Source organism: Nocardia takedensis NBRC 100417 (assembly GCF_000308695.1).
GTDB lineage: Bacteria > Actinomycetota > Actinomycetes > Mycobacteriales > Mycobacteriaceae > Nocardia > Nocardia takedensis.
On record NZ_BAGG01000123.1, the window covers coordinates 202,025 to 221,744 of the forward strand.

20 protein-coding genes are annotated in these 19,720 nt (G+C 69.6%); 12 read left to right on the plus strand and 8 right to left on the minus strand.

Annotated features, from left to right (window positions below):
• The first annotated feature begins 39 nt into the window (after window positions 1-39).
• The 3 genes from ON30_RS26835 (at window position 40) to ON30_RS26845 (ending at window position 3,407) form a co-directional block, all read left to right on the plus strand.
• A complete protein-coding gene (locus ON30_RS26835) occupies window positions 40-1,017 on the plus strand; it encodes a universal stress protein (protein WP_063719944.1) in 978 nt (325 codons plus the stop codon).
• Window positions 1,014-2,240, plus strand: a complete 1,227-nt coding sequence (locus tag ON30_RS26840; RefSeq protein WP_040711313.1) for a serine hydrolase domain-containing protein — start codon at window positions 1,014-1,016, stop codon at window positions 2,238-2,240. Before ON30_RS26835 ends, ON30_RS26840 begins: the two co-directional genes overlap by 4 nt.
• An 84-nt stretch (window positions 2,241-2,324) precedes the next feature.
• Window positions 2,325-3,407, plus strand: a complete 1,083-nt coding sequence (locus tag ON30_RS26845; protein ID WP_040711314.1) for an ABC transporter ATP-binding protein — start codon at window positions 2,325-2,327, stop codon at window positions 3,405-3,407.
• A 31-nt stretch (window positions 3,408-3,438) separates the two neighbouring features.
• Here the strand turns inward: ON30_RS26845 and ON30_RS26850 are convergent, their stop codons facing one another.
• Window positions 3,439-3,933: a winged helix-turn-helix transcriptional regulator gene (locus ON30_RS26850; RefSeq protein ID WP_085999413.1), complete on the minus strand. Its 495-nt coding sequence runs from the start codon at window positions 3,931-3,933 to the stop codon at window positions 3,439-3,441.
• Window positions 3,934-4,033: 100 nt separating this feature from the next.
• Between ON30_RS26850 and ON30_RS26855 the strand changes: the two genes are divergently transcribed.
• Window positions 4,034-5,203, plus strand: a complete 1,170-nt coding sequence (locus ON30_RS26855) for an acetyl-CoA C-acyltransferase (protein ID WP_040711316.1) — start codon at window positions 4,034-4,036, stop codon at window positions 5,201-5,203.
• 2 nt (window positions 5,204-5,205) lie between these two features.
• Here ON30_RS26855 and ON30_RS26860 read toward each other — a convergent pair whose 3' ends face one another.
• On the minus strand, window positions 5,206-5,484 hold the full coding sequence (locus ON30_RS26860; RefSeq protein ID WP_040711318.1) for a hypothetical protein: 279 nt from the start codon (window positions 5,482-5,484) through the stop codon (window positions 5,206-5,208).
• Window positions 5,485-5,578: 94 nt separating this feature from the next.
• On the opposite strand from ON30_RS26860, the gene ON30_RS26865 reads away from it, so the two are divergent.
• Window positions 5,579-6,547: an o-succinylbenzoate synthase gene (locus ON30_RS26865; RefSeq protein WP_040711320.1), complete on the plus strand. Its 969-nt coding sequence runs from the start codon at window positions 5,579-5,581 to the stop codon at window positions 6,545-6,547.
• Window positions 6,548-6,618: 71 nt separating this feature from the next.
• Here ON30_RS26865 and ON30_RS26870 read toward each other — a convergent pair whose 3' ends face one another.
• Both ON30_RS26870 and ON30_RS26875 read right to left on the minus strand, forming a co-directional pair.
• Window positions 6,619-7,131 carry a TIGR04338 family metallohydrolase gene (locus ON30_RS26870; protein ID WP_040711459.1) on the minus strand — a complete coding sequence of 171 codons (513 nt, stop codon included), beginning with the start codon at window positions 7,129-7,131 and terminating at the stop codon, window positions 6,619-6,621.
• Window positions 7,132-7,240: 109 nt separating this feature from the next.
• Complete coding sequence (locus ON30_RS26875) at window positions 7,241-8,083, minus strand: DUF2786 domain-containing protein (protein WP_245554231.1); 843 nt, start codon at window positions 8,081-8,083, stop codon at window positions 7,241-7,243.
• A 170-nt stretch (window positions 8,084-8,253) separates the two neighbouring features.
• Between ON30_RS26875 and ON30_RS26880 the strand changes: the two genes are divergently transcribed.
• From ON30_RS26880 to ON30_RS26905, 6 genes are all read left to right on the plus strand, one after another.
• The gene (locus ON30_RS26880) at window positions 8,254-9,555 is read left to right on the plus strand and encodes an ABC transporter substrate-binding protein (protein ID WP_040711323.1); all 1,302 of its coding nucleotides are present in this window, start codon (window positions 8,254-8,256) and stop codon (window positions 9,553-9,555) included.
• A gap of 141 nt (window positions 9,556-9,696) precedes the next feature.
• Complete coding sequence (locus ON30_RS26885) at window positions 9,697-10,629, plus strand: carbohydrate ABC transporter permease (protein ID WP_040711462.1); 933 nt, start codon at window positions 9,697-9,699, stop codon at window positions 10,627-10,629.
• On the plus strand, window positions 10,629-11,513 hold the full coding sequence (locus tag ON30_RS26890) for a carbohydrate ABC transporter permease (RefSeq protein ID WP_174387578.1): 885 nt from the start codon (window positions 10,629-10,631) through the stop codon (window positions 11,511-11,513). Before ON30_RS26885 ends, ON30_RS26890 begins: the two co-directional genes overlap by 1 nt.
• A 127-nt stretch (window positions 11,514-11,640) precedes the next feature.
• A complete protein-coding gene (locus ON30_RS26895) occupies window positions 11,641-13,935 on the plus strand; it encodes a transglycosylase domain-containing protein (protein ID WP_040711326.1) in 2,295 nt (764 codons plus the stop codon).
• A gap of 389 nt (window positions 13,936-14,324) precedes the next feature.
• Window positions 14,325-14,783, plus strand: a complete 459-nt coding sequence (locus ON30_RS26900; RefSeq protein WP_040711328.1) for a GyrI-like domain-containing protein — start codon at window positions 14,325-14,327, stop codon at window positions 14,781-14,783.
• 9 nt (window positions 14,784-14,792) lie between these two features.
• Window positions 14,793-15,218, plus strand: coding sequence for a GyrI-like domain-containing protein (locus tag ON30_RS26905; protein WP_040711330.1), 426 nt, complete (start codon window positions 14,793-14,795; stop codon window positions 15,216-15,218).
• A 70-nt stretch (window positions 15,219-15,288) separates the two neighbouring features.
• On the opposite strand, the gene ON30_RS26910 is transcribed toward ON30_RS26905, so the two are convergent.
• The 4 genes from ON30_RS26910 to ON30_RS26925 all read right to left on the minus strand — a co-directional run bounded on the left by ON30_RS26910 (window position 15,289) and on the right by ON30_RS26925 (window position 18,969).
• The gene (locus ON30_RS26910) at window positions 15,289-16,389 is read right to left on the minus strand and encodes an inositol-3-phosphate synthase (RefSeq protein ID WP_040711332.1); all 1,101 of its coding nucleotides are present in this window, start codon (window positions 16,387-16,389) and stop codon (window positions 15,289-15,291) included.
• Window positions 16,382-16,939, minus strand: coding sequence for a PadR family transcriptional regulator (locus ON30_RS26915; RefSeq protein WP_040711334.1), 558 nt, complete (start codon window positions 16,937-16,939; stop codon window positions 16,382-16,384). The genes ON30_RS26910 and ON30_RS26915 overlap by 8 nt, the downstream gene beginning before the upstream one ends.
• Window positions 16,940-17,056: 117 nt before the next feature.
• A complete protein-coding gene (locus tag ON30_RS26920; protein ID WP_040711337.1) occupies window positions 17,057-17,848 on the minus strand; it encodes a DUF1707 SHOCT-like domain-containing protein in 792 nt (263 codons plus the stop codon).
• Complete coding sequence (locus ON30_RS26925; RefSeq protein ID WP_051030015.1) at window positions 17,848-18,969, minus strand: DUF1707 SHOCT-like domain-containing protein; 1,122 nt, start codon at window positions 18,967-18,969, stop codon at window positions 17,848-17,850. Before ON30_RS26925 ends, ON30_RS26920 begins: the two co-directional genes overlap by 1 nt.
• Window positions 18,970-19,047: 78 nt before the next feature.
• Here ON30_RS26925 and ON30_RS26930 point away from each other — a divergent pair, with 78 nt between their 5' ends.
• The gene (locus ON30_RS26930; protein ID WP_169334950.1) at window positions 19,048-19,461 is read left to right on the plus strand and encodes a DUF5318 domain-containing protein; all 414 of its coding nucleotides are present in this window, start codon (window positions 19,048-19,050) and stop codon (window positions 19,459-19,461) included.
• The last annotated feature ends 259 nt before the right edge of the window (window positions 19,462-19,720 follow it).

The following is a 19,720-nucleotide window of genomic DNA, read 5'->3' on the forward strand; positions in this document are numbered from 1 at the left end:
TCGGGGAAATCCCGACGCACCAGCAGCGGAGGTAGACCCGTGACCGAGACCCCGGATCGACACTCCCTCGCCGACGCCCCGGTGGTGGTCGGCGTCGACGGCACCGCCGCGTCCGATCTGGCGGTGCGCTGGGCGGTGGAGACCGCCGCGTCGCGCCGCCGCGAGCTACTGGTCGTCCACGGCCTGGACCTCGAATCGACCGACGCGCTGCTCGCTCCCTACGCGACCCGCTCGGATCAATTGCGCGCGGCCGTCGAGGAGATCGGCGCGCGCCTGGTCGCCAACGCCCGCCGACTGGCCGAGCAGACGAACCCGACCGTGACCGTGCGCACCGACCTGGTGCGCGGCGATCCGGCCGACGCGCTGATCACCTTGTCGCGCACCGCGCACATGGTCGTCCTCGGCGGCCCGAACGACGGCCCCGGCCTCGGGCGGCTCGGCTCGATCCTGCTGTCGGTGGTCAGCCGCGCGGAGGGCGCCGTGGTCGTGGTGCGCGGGGAGACCGACCTGCCGCGCACCGGCCCGGTGGTGGTCGGCGTGGACGGCAGTCCGGTCAGCGACGCCGCCACCGGCGTTGCCTTCCGCGAGGCCGATCTGCGCGGATCACCGCTGGTGGCCGTGCACAGTTGGGCCGATCCGTACGCGGGCCGGTTCGCGAAACTGCTGGCGGCCGCCGAGGAACCGGTGGATCTGGCGGCACCGGAGCGCGCGCTGCTGGCCGAGCGGTTGGCGGGCTGGCAGGAACGCTTCCCGTCGGTGGTGGTGCAGCGCTCGGTGGAGCGGGGCAGCGCGCGCGATCACCTGCTCGACGAGTCGGTGGCGGCGCGACTGGTGGTGGTGGGCAGTCGCGGACGCGGGCGGTTCGCGCGGTTCCTGCTCGGCTCGACCAGCGCCACACTCGTCCAGAAGGCGTATTGCCCGGTCATGGTCGTGCACCAACCCGAGCGGACTGCCGAGGAAACCCCCGGGGAACGCTCAGCCGACGATCAGGTGGGCTCGATAAGCTCGCGGGAGTGAGCACGCCCAGTGATGCCCTGGTCACCGTCCCCGCCGACACCGACGCGGTGACCACGATCGGCCCCGAGGACGACCCGGCCGCGGCCGGGCTGACCGCCGCGCAGGTCGACACGCTGTGGTCGGCGGTCCGCGAGTGGTACCGGCTCGGCACCACCCCGGCGATCCAGATCTGCCTGCGTCGCGACGGACACGTCGTGCTCGACCGCGCCATCGGCCACGGTTGGGGCAACGGCCCCGCCGATCCGCCCGACGCGCCGAAGATCCTCGCCACCCCGGACACACCCTTCCTGGGGTTCTCCACCGCCAAGGGCGTGGCCGCCACCGTGATGACGATGCTCATCGAACAGGGCGTCTTCGCGGCGGAGGACCGGGTGTGCGAGCACATCCCGGAGTTCGCGGCCAACGGCAAACAGCGGATCACGATCGGCGACATCCTCGACCATTCGGCGGGCATCCCGTTCCTGAACGGCCCGTATCGCGGTTTCGATCTGGTCCTGGACGAGGATCTGGCCGCGCGGGCGCTCGCGGAACTGAAACCGAGCTTCCCGCGCGGTCGGTTCCGGATCTACCACGCGATGACCAGCGGACTCGTGTTGCGGCTGCTCGTGCGGCGGGCCACCGGCCGACGGATGCGCGAGCACCTGCGCGACCAGGTGTTGACCCCGCTCGGGTTCCGCTGGACCAATTTCGGCGTCGACCCGGCCGACGTCGCGGCGGTGGTGCCCGGCGTGAAGACCGGCCCCGACCCGAACCGCGTGGCGACCGCGCTGGCGCGCAAGGCGCTCGGCGGCGGCATGGGCGGCGCGGCGCGTTCCCCGGAGGCCACGGCGGCCTTCCTCACCGCCGAACTGCCTTCCGGCAATCTCGTCACCACCGCCAACGAACTGTCCCGCTTCTACGAGATCCTCGCGCGCGGCGGCGAACTCGACGGCGTGCGAATCCTGTCCCCGGAGGCGTTGCGCGAGGCGGTCCGGCCCGCCCCGTGGCTCCCCGGTGTCGCCGGACGCGTCAGCCGCGCCGGTTTCGAGCTGGGCGGACGCCGCTCCAAATTCGGGCGCGACACCCGTCAACATTTCGGCCGCAGCGGGCTGACCACGCAATACGGCTGGGCCGACCCGCAGCGCCGCCTCGCGGGCGCGATCCTGACCAGCGGCAAAGCCACCACCGACACCGACCGCCCCTGGCGACTGGTCGAGCTGATCTCCGCCACCCTCGCGCCCTGACTCCCCGTTCCCGTTAGGATCGCGCGTCAACCCTGTACTCGGATCGTCCGGCACGTTCCTGCCGGGATGGGATGTGGATTTGTCATGGCTACGGTGACCTTCGAGGGCGCGACCCGGATCTATCCGGGGGCGACGAAACCGGCTGTCGACCATTTGGACCTGGAGATCGCGGACGGGGAATTCCTCGTCCTGGTCGGCCCCTCGGGCTGCGGGAAATCGACCTCGCTGCGCATGCTGGCCGGGTTGGAGGAGGTCAACGGCGGGCGCATCCTGATCGGCGCGAACGACGTCACCAACGCCGAACCCAAGGAACGCGATATCGCGATGGTGTTCCAGAACTACGCGCTCTACCCGCACATGTCGGTCGCCGAGAACATGGGCTTCGCCCTGAAGCTGGCGAAGGTGGCCAAGGCGGAGAAACAGCAGCGGGTGCTGGAGGCGGCGAAACTGCTCGACCTCGAACCGTTCCTCGACCGCAAGCCCAAAGCGCTCTCGGGCGGTCAGCGGCAGCGTGTGGCGATGGGCCGCGCGATCGTGCGGCAACCGCAGGTGTTCCTGATGGACGAACCGCTGTCGAACCTGGACGCCAAACTGCGCGTGCAGACCCGCACCCAGATCGCCCAGTTGCAACGTCGTCTCGGCACCACCACCGTCTACGTCACCCACGACCAGGTCGAGGCGATGACGATGGGCGACCGGGTGGCCGTGCTCAAGGACGGCCTGTTGCAGCAGTGCGCGAGTCCGCGCGACCTGTACCGGGATCCGGCCAACGCGTTCGTCGCCGGCTTCATGGGTTCGCCCGCCATGAACATGTTCACGCTGCCGGTGCAGGGTGACCGGGTCGCCCTCGGCGGCTACGCGCTGCCGTTGCCGCGGTCGGTGCGCGCCGACACCGTGACGGTCGGCATCCGTCCCGAACATTTCGAGATCGGCGGCGCGGGGGCGCACGGTATCGAGATGGAGGTCGACGTGGTGGAGGAACTCGGTTCCGACGCCTACGTCTACGGCCGGACCCTGGCCCCGGGCCAGTGGAACGGCGGCGGCGAGACGATCGTGGCGCGCGCCGACTGGCGCAATCCGCCGCCGCGCGGCGCGCGACTGCGACTGGCCACCACCCAGGAGCACGTCTACTTCTTCGACGCGGCGGACGGCAGCAGGCTCAACTGAGCCGCCCCCCGATCCGGACCGGCGGCGCGGGTCAGCGCCGCCAGTCCGGATTGAGTCGGATTCCCAGTTCGTCGAGGCCGATTTCTCCGCCGCCCGCGCTGCGCACTTCCACGCGCACGGGCGCGCCCGTGGCCTCCTCGATCACTTGTAGCGGCGCGGGCCCGGGCTGGAGATAGGCGTCGCCCCACTGCATCAGCGCCAACACCACGGGCAGCAGATCGCGCCCCATGTCGGTGAGCACGTATTCGTTGCGGGTGCGCTGTCCTTCTTCCCGGTAGGGCTGTTTGGTGAGCAGGCCGGCCTCGGTGAGTTTGCGCAGTTGCGCGCTGGCGGCGGCGTCGGTGATGCCGACGCGGGCGGCGAAGCCGTCGAAGCGGCGGGTGCCGTAGTACGCCTCGCGCAGGATCAGGATCGCCGAGCGGGTACCGACCAGGTCCAACGCCTTGGCGATCGAGCAATGCGTGGGTTTCCACGAACTGAGGTCGGCCAACGGCCCTTCCATCACGGCTGCCATGACGCACATCATAGCCATTTCTGACTTCACTTCGTCATAGTCAGGCGTTACCCTGACTGCAGGACAAGAGAGTCAGATCGAAGGGGATCGGCTCGCTCCGAAAGGAAGCACCATGAGAGACGCGGTCATCGTCGCGGCGGTACGCACTCCGATCGGCAAGGGCAAGCCCACCGGCGCCCTGCACGACGTCCACGCCGTCGACCTGCTCGCGCACAGCCTGCGCGAGATCGTCGACCGCACCGGCATCGACCCGGCGCTCATCGACGACGTCATCGGCGGCGTGGTCAGCCAGGTCGGCGAACAAGGGGCCAACATGACCCGGCGCGCCGCACTGGCCGCGGGCTATCCCGAATCGGTGCCCGCCACCACCGTCGACCGGCAGTGCGGCAGCAGCCAGCAGGCCGTGCACTTCGCCGCGCAGGGCATCATCTCCGGCGCCTACGACATCGTCGTCGCGGCGGGCGTGGAATCCATGGGCCGAGTCCCCATGGGCGCGAGCCTGCTCGGGACGACCGACCCGTCCGGCGTCGGCTTCGCCGCCCGCTACCCCGAAGGACTCGTCTCCCAGGGCATCGGCGCCGAACTCATCGCCGCCCGCTGGGATCTGAGCCGCGCGCGACTCGACGAATTCGCCCTCGGCAGCCACGAGAAGGCCGCGCTCGCCACCAAGAACGGGTCCTTCACCGCCGAACTGGCCCCGATCGCCGGACTGAACACCGACGAAGGCATCCGCGTCGGCGGCACCCTGGAAACCCTCGCGGGACTGCGCCCGGCCTACTACGACGAGGCGATGGCCGCCCGCTTTCCCGAGATCGACTGGCGCATCACCGCCGCCACCGCCAGCCAGATCAGCGACGGCAGCGCCGCACTCCTGCTGATGACCAGCGAGAAGGCCCGCGAACTCGGCCTGACCCCGCTGGCCCGACTGCACAGCTTCGCCGTCGCGGGCGACGACCCGTTGCTCATGCTCACCGCCGTCATCCCGGCGACCCGAAAGGTGTTGCGGCGCGCCGGACTCTCGATCTCCGACATCGACCTGGTCGAGATCAACGAGGCGTTCTCGCCGGTGGTGCTGGCCTGGGCGAAGGACACCGGGGCCGACCTGGCCAAGGTGAACGTCAACGGCGGGGCGATCGCCCTCGGCCATCCGCTGGGCGCCTCCGGGGCGCGGTTGATGACCACGCTGGTGCACGCCATGGGTGAGCGAGGCGCGCGCTACGGCCTCCAGACCATGTGCGAGGCGGGCGGTCTGGCCAACGCCACCATCATCGAACGAATCTGAACTCAGCCCTCGATGGCCAACGCGATCAGCAGGCCGAGCACCCAAGTGCACGCGAGGATGGGCACCGCCACCAGCGGCGCCCATCCGACCGGCAGTCCGGCGCGGACCCGGCCCACAATCCGGCCCAGCGCCACCACCGCCGCCGCGATGACGCCGACCGTCGCCACCGCGTAGGCGAGCACGAACGACGAATCCCCGTCCCGATCCACCTGTTCGTAGATCGGGATGAGGTTGAACACGAAGATCCCGAACGACAGCGCGAGCAGACAACCCAGTGTCACGCGCAGGATTTCGAGCAGCCCGCCCCGCCGATACGACCCCATACCCCAGGATGCCCCGCCGCGGCCGCCCGCACCACCCGTAAGCTGGACCGCGATGACCGACCCCGACCTCGTCGTCTACGCGATACCGCTGCGGACCCGCTTCCGCGGCATCACCGTGCGCGAGGGAATGCTGATCCGAGGGCCGCTGGGCTGGGGCGATTTCTGCCCGTTCCCCGAATACGACGACCGCGAGGCCGCGGGTTGGCTGGCGACCGCGCTGGAACAGTCCTGCCGCGGCTGGCCCGCCCCGGTCCGCGACCGCATCCCGGTCAACTGCATCGTTCCCGCGGTCGACCCGGAACGGGCCTACGAGATCACCGCGCGCTCCGGGTGCGCGACGGCGAAGGTCAAGGTCGCCGACCATCCCGCATCGCTGTCCGAGGATCTGGCGCGCGTCGAGGCCGTGCGCGACGCGCTCGGTCCGAAAGGCCGCGTCCGGGTCGACGCGAACGCGGTGTGGGACGTCGACACCGCCGTCGCCCGCATCACCCGCCTCGACCGCGCCGCGGGCGGACTGGAATACGTCGAACAGCCCTGTCCGACAGTGGAAGAACTCGCCGCGGTGCGCCGCCGTGTCGACGTGCCGATCGCCGCCGACGAATCCATCCGCCGCGCCGAGGACCCGCTGCGGGTCGCCGTCGCGGGCGCGGCCGACGTCGCCGTGATCAAATGCACGCCGCTGGGCGGAGTCCGGCGCGCGCTGCGCGTCGCCGAGGCCGCCGGACTGCCGTGCGTGGTGTCCTCCGCGCTGGAGACCGGCGTCGGCCTGGCCGCCCAACTCGCCCTCGCCGGCGCGCTCCCACGCCTCGACTTCGCCTGCGGTCTCGGCACCGCCGCCCTGTTCACCGGCGACGTGGTCGATCCGTCCCCGCAACCCGTCGACGGCTATCTCCCCGTCGCCCACACCCCACCCGAACCCGACCCGGAACTGCTGGAGCGCTACCGGCACCCCGACCCGGAGCGCACCGAGTGGTGGCTGACGCGCTACGCCCGCGTCCGCGAACTGGTCGACGCCGACTGATCACGGCCGGGACTGAGCCGCCTCCGCCGACCTGTCTCGCGGCCGCACTCCCGACCGGCCCTCTCCGCGTATCACGCGCCGCGCGCGCCGCATCCGTGCAGGGATGTGCGCAGTAGGAAAGCGGCTTCCGCGCCGATGATCCCGTCGACCAATTCGACGTAGCGCGCACAGAATTCGGGCCCGTGGGCGGCGAGCGTGGAGCCGGTCGGTTCGAGGTGGTGGGCCAGTTCGTGCAGCACCACCAGTTCGCGCAGCGCCCACGCGGTCGCGCCGGTATGGACGGGAACGGCCAGGACCGCGCCCTCGGGTTCGTAGTGGGCGGCGGTGTTCCCGGCTCGCGCGCGCACCCGCACCGGCGCAGCCGCGCGCTCCCACCCCGCGCGGACCCAGTTGAGAGCCAGCACCTTGTCGACGTAGGTCTGCACGGAATCGACCGAGGCGAAACGTCTTTCGACCGGAAGGGTGATCCGCGACCCGTGCACTTCCACGGTCCGGGTCGACGTCTCGTCCGCGCGATCGAAGGCCACCCGCACCAACCGCTCGGCGTCGTACACCGCCGCCCGCTGCGAATCGCGCGTCACCACGCGCACTCCACGGCGAGACGCACCCCGACTCGGCGCTCGGACACACCGCGCTCGGACGACGGCCCGACGAGTCGCCCGCAACGGAGACGCCGCGTGGAAGTCACCGACCTCAGCGCCCGGGTTCCAATTGGCCGCGCGCGGCGTCGAGTTCGGGAGAGACGCCGAGGCGCGCGGCCCGACCCGCGTTGTCGCCCGCGCGCCGGGCCCCGGCCGAGTGGCCCGCGGAGGTCTGCGGCCCGCGCCAAGTGCCACGGGCCTGGGAGGTGCTGGTGTAGAAGTCGGTGAGGGCGACCTCTTTGTCGCGCAACGCGAGCGCGGTGCCGGTGGTGCGCGCGACATCCTGGTCGACCGCTTCCGTCTCGACTTGGGCTTTCACCTCGGCGAGGCGGTGGCCGACGCGGGCGGCGAAAGCCATCTGGAAGTTGAGGCGCGCGGTGACGGCGGCGGCGGGGGCCTGCACGCGTTTGCGCACCGTGCGGCCCCAGCGAGTCTCCTCGACGATCTTCTCCACGGTGGCGCTGCGATACCGACCGGACTTGATGTAGTGGTCCGAGGCGCGGACCATCTGCACCAGCAGACTGGTGTAGAGAGCTTCGCAGGTGTCGATGTCGGCGGCGAAACCGAACGCGTACACCTGGGTGGACGTGCGCGCGACATCGCAGCGAACGTCATTCGCGGCGGCTATCGCCACGAACAACTGCACGTAGGTGCGCAAGCCCTTGCGACCCGGTTCGCCGATCTCGATGACGCGCTGTGTCGGCTGCGCGCGCCGCTCGCGCCCGGTGACGTGCGCGCGAGCGACCGCCAGATCGATCGAGGAACGGGTGGCCAATCGTTGCGCGGCGGCCAGGAACGCCTCGGCCTCGTGCTCGTTGTCGGTGGCCTCGGCCTTGCGCAGCAGTCCGCCGATCCGGGTCAGCATCCGGTCGGGAACCGCGTTCGGCGAAGTCATCGCCGTTCAGGGTAGCCCCGCCCGGCGTCGTCACAGTGGGACACGGGTGGCACTGTGTCCTGGTACCGAATGCACGGTGTAGTCCGGCGGGGCACGTGAACACGATGTATCTTGCGTTGTGCACCGCAGGGTGTGCCGCTGCTCACGTCGTAAACAATGGAGTGTCCGCGATGGCTTTGATGAAGGTGTCGTCCCTACGTTCGTCGCTCGTACCGCGAGCCGCGCTGGCGGCCGCGTCGGTGGCGCTGCTGACGGCGACGTTCACCAGCGCGTGCTCGAGCGACTCCGGGGGCAACCCGACCGGCCAGAACCTCGAGGGCCGCGGCCCGATCACCTACGTCGAGGGCAAGGACACCACCGAGACCGGTGCGGTCAAGCAGCTCATCGAACGCTGGAACGCCTCGCATCCCGACGAGCAGGTGACGTTCAAGGAGCAGTCCAACGACGCCTCCCAGCAGTACGACGACCTCGTCGAGCACATGAGCTCCAAGCAGTCCGGCTACGACGTGGTCGCGCTGGACGTGCCGTGGACCGCGGAGTTCGCGGCCAAGGGCTGGATCCAGCCGCTGAAGGATTCCTTCGCGCTGGACACCTCGACGCTGCTGTCCCCCACGGTCGCCAGCGCCACCTACAACAACACCCTCTACGCCGCGCCGCGCAACACCAACGGCGGCCTGCTGTTCTACCGCAAGGACCTGGTGCCCACCCCGCCGAAGACCTGGGCGGAGATGCTGGGGCAGTGCCCGGTGGCGCGGGAGAACAACATCGGTTGCTACGCGGGCCAGTTCGCGCCCTACGAGGGTCTGACGGTGAACACCTCCGAGGTGATCAACGCCTTCGGCGGCAGCTTCGTCGGCCCCGACGGCAAGACCCCGACCGTGGACAGCGCGCAGGCGCGGGCCGGCCTGAACACCCTGGTCTCGGCCTACAAGAGCGGTGACATCCCGCAGCAGGCCATCACCTTCAAGGAACCGGAGTCCGGCAACGCCTTCAGCCGCGGCGAACTGCTGTTCCTGCGGTCGTGGCCGTCGACCTTCGGCGACCTCGGCTCGGAGGCCTCCGCGGTCAAGGACAAGTTCGGCGTGGCCCCGCTGCCCGGCGAGACCGGTGTCGGCGCCTCGACGCTGGGCGGCTACAACGCCGCGATCAGCGCGTTCTCCAAGAACAAGGCCACCGCGCTCGACTTCCTGCGCTTCCTGATCAGCGACGACGCCCAGCACATCGTCGCCTCGGGCGCGCTGCCCTCGGTGCGCGCCTCGATGTACGACGATCCGGCCCTGATCGCGAAGATGCCGTACCTGCCCGCGCTCAAGGATTCGATCGCGGGCGCGGTGCCGCGCCCGGTGACCCCGTTCTATCGGGCGGTGTCCAAGGCGATCCAGGACAACGCCTATGCTGCGCTGCAGGGCAACAAGTCCGTGGACGACGCGATCACCGGGATGCAGAAGGGCATCGAGACCGCCGGATCGTAACCGCGGTGTGTGCAATCAGCGGCCCGATCAGCCCGTAGGAGTGAGATAACGGTGTCGGATCCTTCGGGAACGGCCACGCGCCTGCCGAACGACGAGTTCCTGCCGCGCAAGCGCGGTTTCGGTGAGCGTCTCGCGCTGGAGATGCGCAAGTCGGGGAAGGCGTGGCTGTTCGTCACGCCGGTCCTGATCGCCTTGGCGGTGGTCATCGGCTATCCGGTGGTCCGGGCGCTGTGGATGTCCTTCCAGAAGGACTCCGGCCTGGACCCGGCGACCGGCATGTTCGTCGAGGGCGGCAACGCCGGATTCTCCAACTACACCCACTGGCTGTTGCAGCAGTGCCAGGCGGGCGGGGAGACGATCTCCTGTCCCACCGGCACTCTCGGGTCGCAGTTCTGGGCGGCGATCGGGATCACGCTGTTCTTCACCGTGGTCACGGTCGCGCTGGAGGCCACCATCGGCCTCGGCATGGCGATGGTGATGGGCAAGACCTTCGCGGGCCGCGCGCTGCTGCGCGCGGCCGTGCTCATCCCGTGGGCCATCCCCACAGCGGTGACGGCGCGGTTGTGGGAGTTCATGTTCCAGTACGACGGGGTGGTCAACCGGGTGTTGGGGACCCACATCCTGTGGACCTCCGACGAATGGCCGTCCCGGTTCGCGGTGATCGCCGCCGACGTCTGGAAGACCACGCCGTTCATGGCGTTGCTGCTGCTGGCCGGACTCCAGGTGATTCCCGCCGACGTCTACGAAGCCGCCCGCGTCGACGGCGCGTCGGCCTGGCAGCGGTTCGTGCACGTCACGCTGCCGCTGCTCAAGCCCGCCCTGCTGGTCGCGGTGCTGTTCCGCACCATGGACGCGCTGCGCATGTACGACCTGCCCGCGATCATGACCCTCGGCAACCCCTCCACCCGGACCGTGTCGGTGCTGGTGGTCGAACAGGTCCGGCAGGGTCCCAACAGCGCGGCGGCGTTGTCGACGCTGACGTTCCTGTTGATCTTCGCGATCGCGTTCGTACTGGTGAAGATCTTGGGCGCGAACGCGGTTCGGACCCAGGAAGAACAGCGGGAGGCGCACTGATGGCTGCCCCGATCCGGGCCGAGAAGGCCCCCGCGCGCGCCGCGACGCCATGGACGAAGAAGCTGGGTTCGGTGCGCCTGTACCTGGGCGCGCTGATCGTGCTGGTGTGGGGTCTCGCCCCGTTCTACTGGATGGCGGTCACGGCGTTCCGCGACCCGGCCTTCACCTTCGACAACACCCCGTGGCCCACCCACGTGACGTTGGAGAACTTCCGCAACGCCTTCGACACCAGTCGCGGCAACGACTTCGGCAAGGCGCTGGTCAACAGCCTGATCATCGGGTCGTTGACCACGCTGATCGCGCTGGTGGTCGGCATCTTCGCCGCCTACGCGCTGGCCCGGCTGACCTTCAAGGGCAAGTACGTGGTCTCGGGTCTGATCCTGAGCGCGTCGATGTTCCCGGTGGTCGTGCTGGTCACCCCGCTGTTCCAGCTGTTCACCAACCTGGGCTGGATCGGGCAGTACCAGGCGATGATCATCCCGAACATCTCCTTCGTGCTGCCGATGACGGTCTACATCCTGGCCTCGTTCTTCGCCGAACTGCCGTGGGAGCTGGAGGAGGCCGCGCGCATCGACGGCGCGAACAAGTTCCAGGCGTTCCGTCTGGTGATGCTGCCGCTGGCCGCGCCCGCCGTGTTCACCACCGCCATCCTGGCCTTCATCGCCGCGGTCAACGAGTACCTGCTGGCCCGACTGCTCTCCAGCGGCGCGACCGAACCGGTCACCGTCGCGATCGCCCGCTTCTCCGGGAACAACCCGCTGGTCCAGCCGTACGCGGCGATCATGGCGGCGGGCACGATGGTGACGATTCCGCTGGTCGTCATGGTGTTGCTGTTCCAGCGTCGGATCATCTCCGGTCTGACCGCGGGCGGCGTCAAGAGCTGAGCGCGCGCCCCGGTCCCGCGGATCGGCCGGGGCGAACCCTTCGCCGCGCGCGGGAGCGCGGGTAGAGTCCGGTTCCACAAGACTCGGTGGTAGGTGGGTTCGACCGACGCTCCGGGAGGAGAGATCCGTGCGCTCTTTCGGCAGGCGACGCGATGTCGAGAAGAAGCCAGGGACCGCGCCCTACGCCTCTCTCGCGGGCTGGAAGCCGCGCGATCCCGACGCGGCGGGCCCGCGGGAGCCCGACGACGACTACGAACCGGACCCCGTCCCCCGCCCCAGGCCGGCCGCCGTGCGGTTCGGCCCGGAGACGAAAGCCGAACGCGACGAGCGACTACGCCGGTCACGCGGAAGACGGTGGCGGCGACTGGTGCTGGCCTTGTTCATCCTGTTCGTGGTCTTCCCGTCGCTGCTGTTCACGCTGATCTACTGGAGTGCGGAGATCCCCGATCCCGACGCGGTCCCGGGCGACCGGATCGCCACGGTGTTCGCCGCCGACGGCGCCACCGTGCTCGCGACGGTCGTTCCGCCGGAAGGCAATCGGACGCCGGTCCCGCTGGCGCAGGTGCCCGTGCCGGTGCGCGAGGCGGTGCTGGCCGCCGAGGACCGCGACTTCTACTCCAATCCCGGCTTCTCCACCTCCGGCTTCCTGCGCGCGGCCCGCGACAACATCCTCGGCAAGGACAACGCGGGCGGTGGCTCCACGATCACCCAGCAGTACGTGAAGAACGCTTTCCTCGGCTCCGAACGCACGCTGACCCGCAAGATGCGCGAGCTGATCATCTCCTCGAAGATGGCGCGGCAGTGGAGCAAGGACGACATCCTGGCCGCCTACCTCAACACCGTCTACTACGGACGTGGCGCGTACGGGATAGCCGCGGCGGCCGCCGCCTACTTCGGCAAGTCGACCACCGAACTCACGCTCTCCGAAGGCGCGATGCTGGCCGGACTGCTGCGCACCCCGTCACTGCTGGACCCGGAAACCCATCTGCCGGAACTGAAGCAGCGCTGGCAGTACGTCCTGGACGGCATGGTGGAAGTGGGCACACTGGCCCCGGGAAACCGGGATGCCACCGTCTTCCCCGACATCATCCCGATCACCGATGTCCCCGCCCGCGAGGAGGCGCGCGGGCCGGAAGGGCTGATCCGCACCCAGGTCCTGCGCGAGTTGCGCGAATCCGGTATCGGCGACCGGGAATTGCGCACGGGCGCGTTGAAGATCACCACCACCGTCGACCCGAAGGCGCAGCAGGCCGCGGTCGACGCCGTCAACGGGCGACTCGAAGGTCAGCCGCCGCAACTGCGGGCCGCGGTGGTGTCGATCGATCCGCGCTCGGGTGCGGTGCGCGCCTACTACGGCGGCGCGGACGGGATCGGCTACGACTTCGCGCAGGCCCCGTTGCAGACGGGGTCGGCGTTCAAGGTGTTCGCGGCGGTGGCCGCCCAGCAGCAGAGCGTTCCGCTCTCGCGGGTGATCGACAGTTCCCCGGTGACCGACCGCGGCACCACCATCACCAACGTCGACGGCGAATCCTGCGGGCGCTGTTCGCTGGCCGAGGCGCTGAAACGCTCGCTCAACACCAGCTTCTACCGGTTGACGATGTCGATGTTCGACGGTCCGCGCGCGATCGCCGACGCCGCGCACGCGGCGGGCATCCCGAAGGAGATCCCGGGTGTCGCGGGCAAGACCCTCACCGAGGACGGCGGGCCGCCGCTGAACGGAATCGTGTTGGGCCAGTATCTCGTCCGCCCGATCGACATGGCCTCGGCCTACGCGACGATCGCGGCCTCGGGGATGTACCACGCGCCGTATTTCGTGCAGCGGGTCGAGACGGGCGACGGGCGCGTGCTGCTCGATCGCGGCGAAAACCCGGTGGGGCAGCAGAACTCGCCGGGCGAGCAGCGCATCCCGCGCCGGATCGCGGAGAACACCGTCGCGGCCATGACGCCCATCGCCGCCTATTCCAACGGACACGGCCTCGCGGGCGGACGCCCCTCGGGCGCGAAGACCGGCACCACCCAACTCGGTGAGACCGACGCGAACAAGGACGCCTGGATGATCGGGTTCACCCCGTCGCTGTCCACGGCGGTGTGGGTGGGCACCGAGCGGTCCCAGGCGATCCGCACCGCGCGCGGCGGCGACGTCTACGGGTCCGGCCTGCCCGCCGACATCTGGAAACAGACGATGGACGACGCCTTGGACGGCACCCCGTTCGAGGAGTTCCCGGTGGGCGAGGTCCCCGCGCCGGAGAGCGCGATCATTCCCGTCCCGACCAGCAGTAGACCCTCCGGCGGCCCCTACGACATCCTCAATCCGCCACCGACCACCGAGGAACCGCCGCCCGCGGTCGCGCCGCCGTCCACCCAGCCGCCGCCCCAGCAGATCGAGATCTTCCCGGGCCTGAGCATCCCGGTGCCGCGGTGATGGCGTGCGCGCGCCATCTAGTGTCGATCTTGTGACCTACTGCGCCCACGGGGAACGCACGACGTGGCAGCATCGTTTGGCGAGAGTGGGCGTATCGGAGTGGAGAGGATCGGGCCGATGCAGAGCGCGGCACACGGGGGTGCGAGACCTCGGGGCGCGTTCGCGACGGCTGCCGCACTCACCGAGACGGCCGTCACATCGGGCCGATGCGGAGAACGACGCGGCCATGCGGGAGGATATGCGCTCGAGCGACGACAACGCGGCGAGCGTCACGGGCACGACCGCGACCGCCGCCGAGTGGATATCAGATGCGAGCGCCGAGCCGGACGCGGCCACGACGGGCCCGGCAGCCGCACAGTGAAGACAGACTAGAAATAGGGGCTACGCCGGTGGATTTCAATGTCGTTGACCAACCCGAGACGCTGGTGGCCGGCACGGTCCTGCGCAGCCCGGCGCTCGCGGTCGAAGGTCCGCGCCGCGCGAAGGTGGAGGAGGCGTGGAAACACAAGCTCGCCCACCGCCTACCCGGCCCGCCGACCACCGCCTACGTCGACCACGCCCCCGAGATCAACTCCTACCTGACCCACATCGTCGGCTACCGCTGCAAGAGCCTCGACGACCTGCTGCCCGGTGACGTACTCGCTCGGGTGCCCGCGGGCCGCTTCGCCCGGTTCATCGCGGGCGGCGACGACCTCGGCGACACCATCGTCGCCATCTGGCGCGCGGTGTGGGACGCGGAGGCGGCGGGCCGCATCCACCGCGCCTACACCGGCGACTGGGAGCACTATCCCGACGCCCGCACGGTGGAGGTCTTCGTGGCGTTGGCGGACGAACCGAGCGACGGGTAGGAACGGACTGTGGACTTCGAGATCGTCACCCTGGACGAAAGCCTGGTCGCCGGACTGACCATCCCGCTGTCGGGCCGCGAGGTCGCCGCGCGCGATCTCGACCTGGTCAACTTCACCTGGGACCGCTACCTGGCGCGGGAGAAGAACGTGCCGCGCGCCGCCGCCTACATAGGTCAGAACGATCACGCCGTCGCGGTGCTCGGCTACGAGATCGCCTCGATGGACGAGATGGACGCGGGCGACGTGCTGACCCGCATCCCGCGCGGCCGCTACGCGCGGTTCGTGGTCTCCGACAAGCCCTACGACCTGCTGCGCACCGCGTGGGCGCAGGTTGCCAAGGCCGAGAGCGCGGGCATCATCACCCGGTCGCACGCGGCCGAACTGGAGCGCTACACCGGCCCGACTTCGGTCGAGGTCTACGTCTCGCTGGACTGACCAGCCCCCTGACACGACGGAGCCGGCCGGAGAATTTCTCCGGCCGGCTCGCTTCGTCAGCGGATGACGGTCACTGCGCGTCGATGATGAACGCCTCGAGCTGCGCGCGGGCCACGTCGTCGGCCAGCTGCTTGGGCGGAGACTTCATCAGGTAGGCCGAAGCCGGGATGACCGGGCCGCCGATGCCGCGATCGAGGGCGATCTTGGCGGCGCGCACCGCGTCGATGATGATGCCCGCCGAGTTCGGCGAATCCCACACCTCGAGCTTGTACTCCAGGTTCAGCGGCACGTCACCGAACGCGCGGCCCTCGAGGCGCACGTAGGCCCACTTGCGATCGTCGAGCCAGCCGACGTGGTCGGACGGGCCGATGTGCACGTCGTTCGCGCCCAGTTCCTTCTTCAGGTTGCTGGTCACGGCCTGGGTCTTGGAGATCTTCTTCGACTCCAGACGCTCGCGCTCGAGCATGTTCTTGAAGTCCATGTTGCCGCCCACGTTGAGCTGCATGGTGCGGTCGAGCTGCACGCCGCGGTCCTCGAACAGCTTGGCCATCACGCGGTGGGTGATGGTGGCGCCGACCTGGCTCTTGATGTCGTCGCCGACGATCGGCACGCCCGCGTCGACGAACTTCTGCGCCCACACCGGATCGGAGGCGATGAAGACCGGCAGCGCGTTGACGAAGGCGACGCCCGCGTCGATGGCGCACTGGGCGTAGAACTTGTCGGCCTCCTCCGAGCCCACCGGCAGGTAGGACACGAGCACGTCGACCTTCGCGTCCTTGAGCGCCTTGACGACGTCGACCGGTTCGGCCTCGGACAGCTCGATGGTCTCGGCGTAGTACTTGCCGATGCCGTCGAGGGTCGGGCCGCGCTGCACGCTCACGTCGCTGGGCGGCACGTCGGAGATCTTGATGGTGTTGTTCTCGCTGGCGAAGATCGCCTCGGCGAGATCGAAGCCGACCTTCTTGGCGTCCACGTCGAACGCGGCGACGAACTTGACGTCGCGGACGTGGTACGGGCCGAACTTGACGTGCATCAGACCGGGCACGGTCGCGGTCTCGTCCGCGTCCTTGTAGTACTGCACGCCCTGGACCAGGGAGGAGGCGCAGTTGCCCACGCCAACGATGGCCACGCGTACTTCGGTGGCGTTACCAGCCGTCTTGGTGTCACTCATGGCCGATGTTTCCCTCTTTCTGTGGTGCCGTCTTCGTTGACTGCTCCGCCGCAATCAACTCGTTGAGCCAGCGCACTTCGCGCTCGCTTGATTCCAGACCGAGCTGGTGTAGCTGGCGTGTGTAGCGGTCCAGTGACCCGCTCGCCTTCTTGATCGCCTCCCGCAGACCTTCGCGGCGTTCTTCGACCTGCCTGCGCCTGCCTTCGAGGATCCGCATCCGCGCCGTGGCGGGGGTGCGGCTGAAGAAGGCCAGGTGGACGCCGAATCCGTCGTCGGTGTAGTTCTGCGGGCCGGTGTCGGCGAGCAGTTCGGAGAACCGCTCCCTTCCCACCGGTGTCAGCTGGTAGACCCGCCTGGCGCGGCGGGTGACCGCGCCGTCGGGGATCTCCTCCGCGATCAATCCGTCCGTCTGCATGCGGCGCAGCGTGGGATAGAGCGAACCGTAGGAGAAAGCGCGAAACGCGCCGAGCAGGCCGGTGAGCCGCTTGCGCAACTCGTAGCCGTGCATGGGCGATTCGAGGAGCAGCCCGAGAATTGCCAGCTCGAGCATCGGGCTTCACCCCCTGACGTGTGTACAGATCTAACCGATGGATGCGATGGTTCACTATATCGCGCCGATACATCAGGGCGCGCGGGAAGCCCGGCGATCGGTCGGATTCGCGAAGTTCTAGCTGTTGGGGGGACGCACCTCGAGCACCGTGCCGTCCAAGGCGACCGTCAGATTGCCCGACTGCTGCGCGGCATTGCCAGCGGTCACGTACATGTACGGCCGGGGCTCCTCGGCCGGACTGGCCGGGTACTCGAACTCCACGAAGGTGACCCGGCCGTCGGGCAACTCGAGCGAGGTCAGCGCCCCCGCCAGCACGCGGGCGAACAGCGACAGGTCCGCGCCCGCGAGATCGACGGTCGGTTTGTCCGGCTTACGCGCGGCGTCGTTGTGGTAGTCGCTGAACTCCCCGTCGTAGCGGAAATATCGCGAGCGGGTCCTATCGAGGTCGGCGCGATGGAACAGCGCGTACTCCGGGTAGACGGTCAGGTCATCGAACACCAGGTCGCCGAACGCGGCGCGGTAGTCGTCGAGGAAGTGCACCAGACCCGGGCCGGTGGTCAAGGTGGGCAGCGGCGGCTCGGGCGGACCGTCGGCGGTGGCGCGATCGATACCACCCGCGACCAGGCCCAGCAGGGCCGCCGCCAGCACCGCGCCGACCGCGGGCGCCCACCGGGGCATCCGCGGCGGCTTCCCGCGCACCACGGGCGCGTCGACCAGGTCACCCGGGATCTGGAGATCGGTGATGAGCCGATCCAGATCGCCGAAAGACTCCGCGCGCATCGCGGATTCGGTGCGCGCGGCATGTTCGCTCGCGCTCAACTGACCGTCGGCCAGCGCGGCGTCGAGCACCCCGCACACATCCGCCCGGTCCGTGTCGCGCGCCCGCAGGCGCGTGCTCTCCCCCGCCATCACCGGACCTCCGTCACCCGCAGGACAGTGCCGTCGGGCGCGGTGATCACGTCGGCGTACTGCTCCCGGTCGTTGCGCACACTGATCTGCACCGTCGGCCTGCCCGCGAACGGCCCCACATCCGACATGTCGAACTCGATCGAGGACACCGACCCGTCGGGCACCTTCGACGCCGCGGGCGCGTCGGCGATGACCGGCGCGAGCGCGGCGATGTCGAGAGTCGCCATGTCGACCGGGGTGAAACCGGGACGACGCGGCACGTTCGCCCCGCCGGGCGACCTCTTGAAACCGCCGCGATAGTCGTAGCGGACCGCGCGGGTGGGCAGATCGGGGGACGCGCGCGTCATCGAGACGTAGTGGGTGTCGAAGCGCACCTCGTCCACCAGGGTGTCGCCGAAGGCGTCGCGGTAGCGGTCCCGGAACAGCGTCAGCCCCTCCGCGGTGGTCAGATCGGGGGTCGGCAGGACCAACGGTTCGACGGCCGCCACCTCGATCGAGGGCTCGTGCGGCGGGAGCGGCGGCGCGTCCTCGGCGGCGGTGAGCGTGAACGCGCCGACGAGGGCCACCGCCGCCGCCACCGCGATCAGGGCCGGGAACAGCACTTTTCCACGTCCGCGCGGCCTGCTCGGCGGCGGCGCGGCGTCGGCGCGACGCTGTAGGTCCGCCACCAACTCGGCCAATTCGCCCAGCGTGCGGGCTTCGGCGGCCAACTCCGTGGCCGCGGTGTGCTCGTCGGCGGTGAGCTGTCCGTCGGCGCGGGCGGCGTCCAGGGCGCGCACGGTCTCGGCGCGGTCCGCGTCGCGCGCGCGGGTGTGTTCCGGATAACCCGCCGAGAATCGGCGACGGGTCAGCGGGTTTCGCGAGGTGCTCGCGGAATCGCGCGCAGCCGACCCGGCGCGGCCCTTCGCGGCGGTGAGATCCGTTACGGCCGTGGGCGATTGCAGATCCGCGACCAGACCGTCCAACTCGCCCAAGGTGCGCGCCGCGGCCGCCCGCGCCGCTCGCTCGTGGTATTCCGCCGCGCCGAGTTGCCCCTCGGCGTAGGCGGCGTCCAGCACGGCCGCGGCGTTCGCGCGGTCGAGATCACGCGCGCGGATGCGCCCGGAAGACGTGGTGGACACGCACGAATACTAAACGCAGGACGTCGTGAACGCGCCACGCGGCAGCGCTCCCAATCGGACACCGCTACTCTGGTTCTCGTGCGAATTCAGCGGCAGGTGGTGGACTACGCGCTCCGGCGCAGGTCGCTGCTGGCCGATGTCTACGCGGGCCGGGTCGACGTCGCCGAGGTGTGTGACGCGAATCCCTACCTCCTGCGTGCGGCGAAATTTCACGGGCGGGGGAGCGAGGTCACGTGCCCTATCTGCCGGAAGGAACAACTGACCCTCGTATCCTGGGTCTACGGCGACGGGCTGGGATCGATGGCAGGATCGGCTCGCACCCCCGAGGAGCTGACACGCCTGGCCGAGACTCGCGAGGAGTTCTCGGTGCACGTGGTCGAGGTGTGCCGGACGTGCAGTTGGAACCACCTGGTGCAGTCCTACGTGCTCGGTTCCGCGCCGCCCAGACGGCCCAACGGAGCCAGGGCCAACCGGCGCACCGCCGCAGAATGATGTGCTTGGTCATCTACCCGCTTGATGACATGCGGAGCCACGACGTGTCCGTGGCCGCTGTCCCACCCGCACCGCGTACCGCAGTCCGATACGAGTTATGGAGATCTTGTCAGTGAATTCGCCCTACGAGACTTCCCCCTACGGCGATGAACCGCACGGTGGCCGTGCTCAGCGAAGTTCACAACCGGGTTCCGCCCCGTATCGCGACCAACAACGTCAGGCTCCCCCGCCCGGATACCGTCCGCCTCCGCCCGGCGCG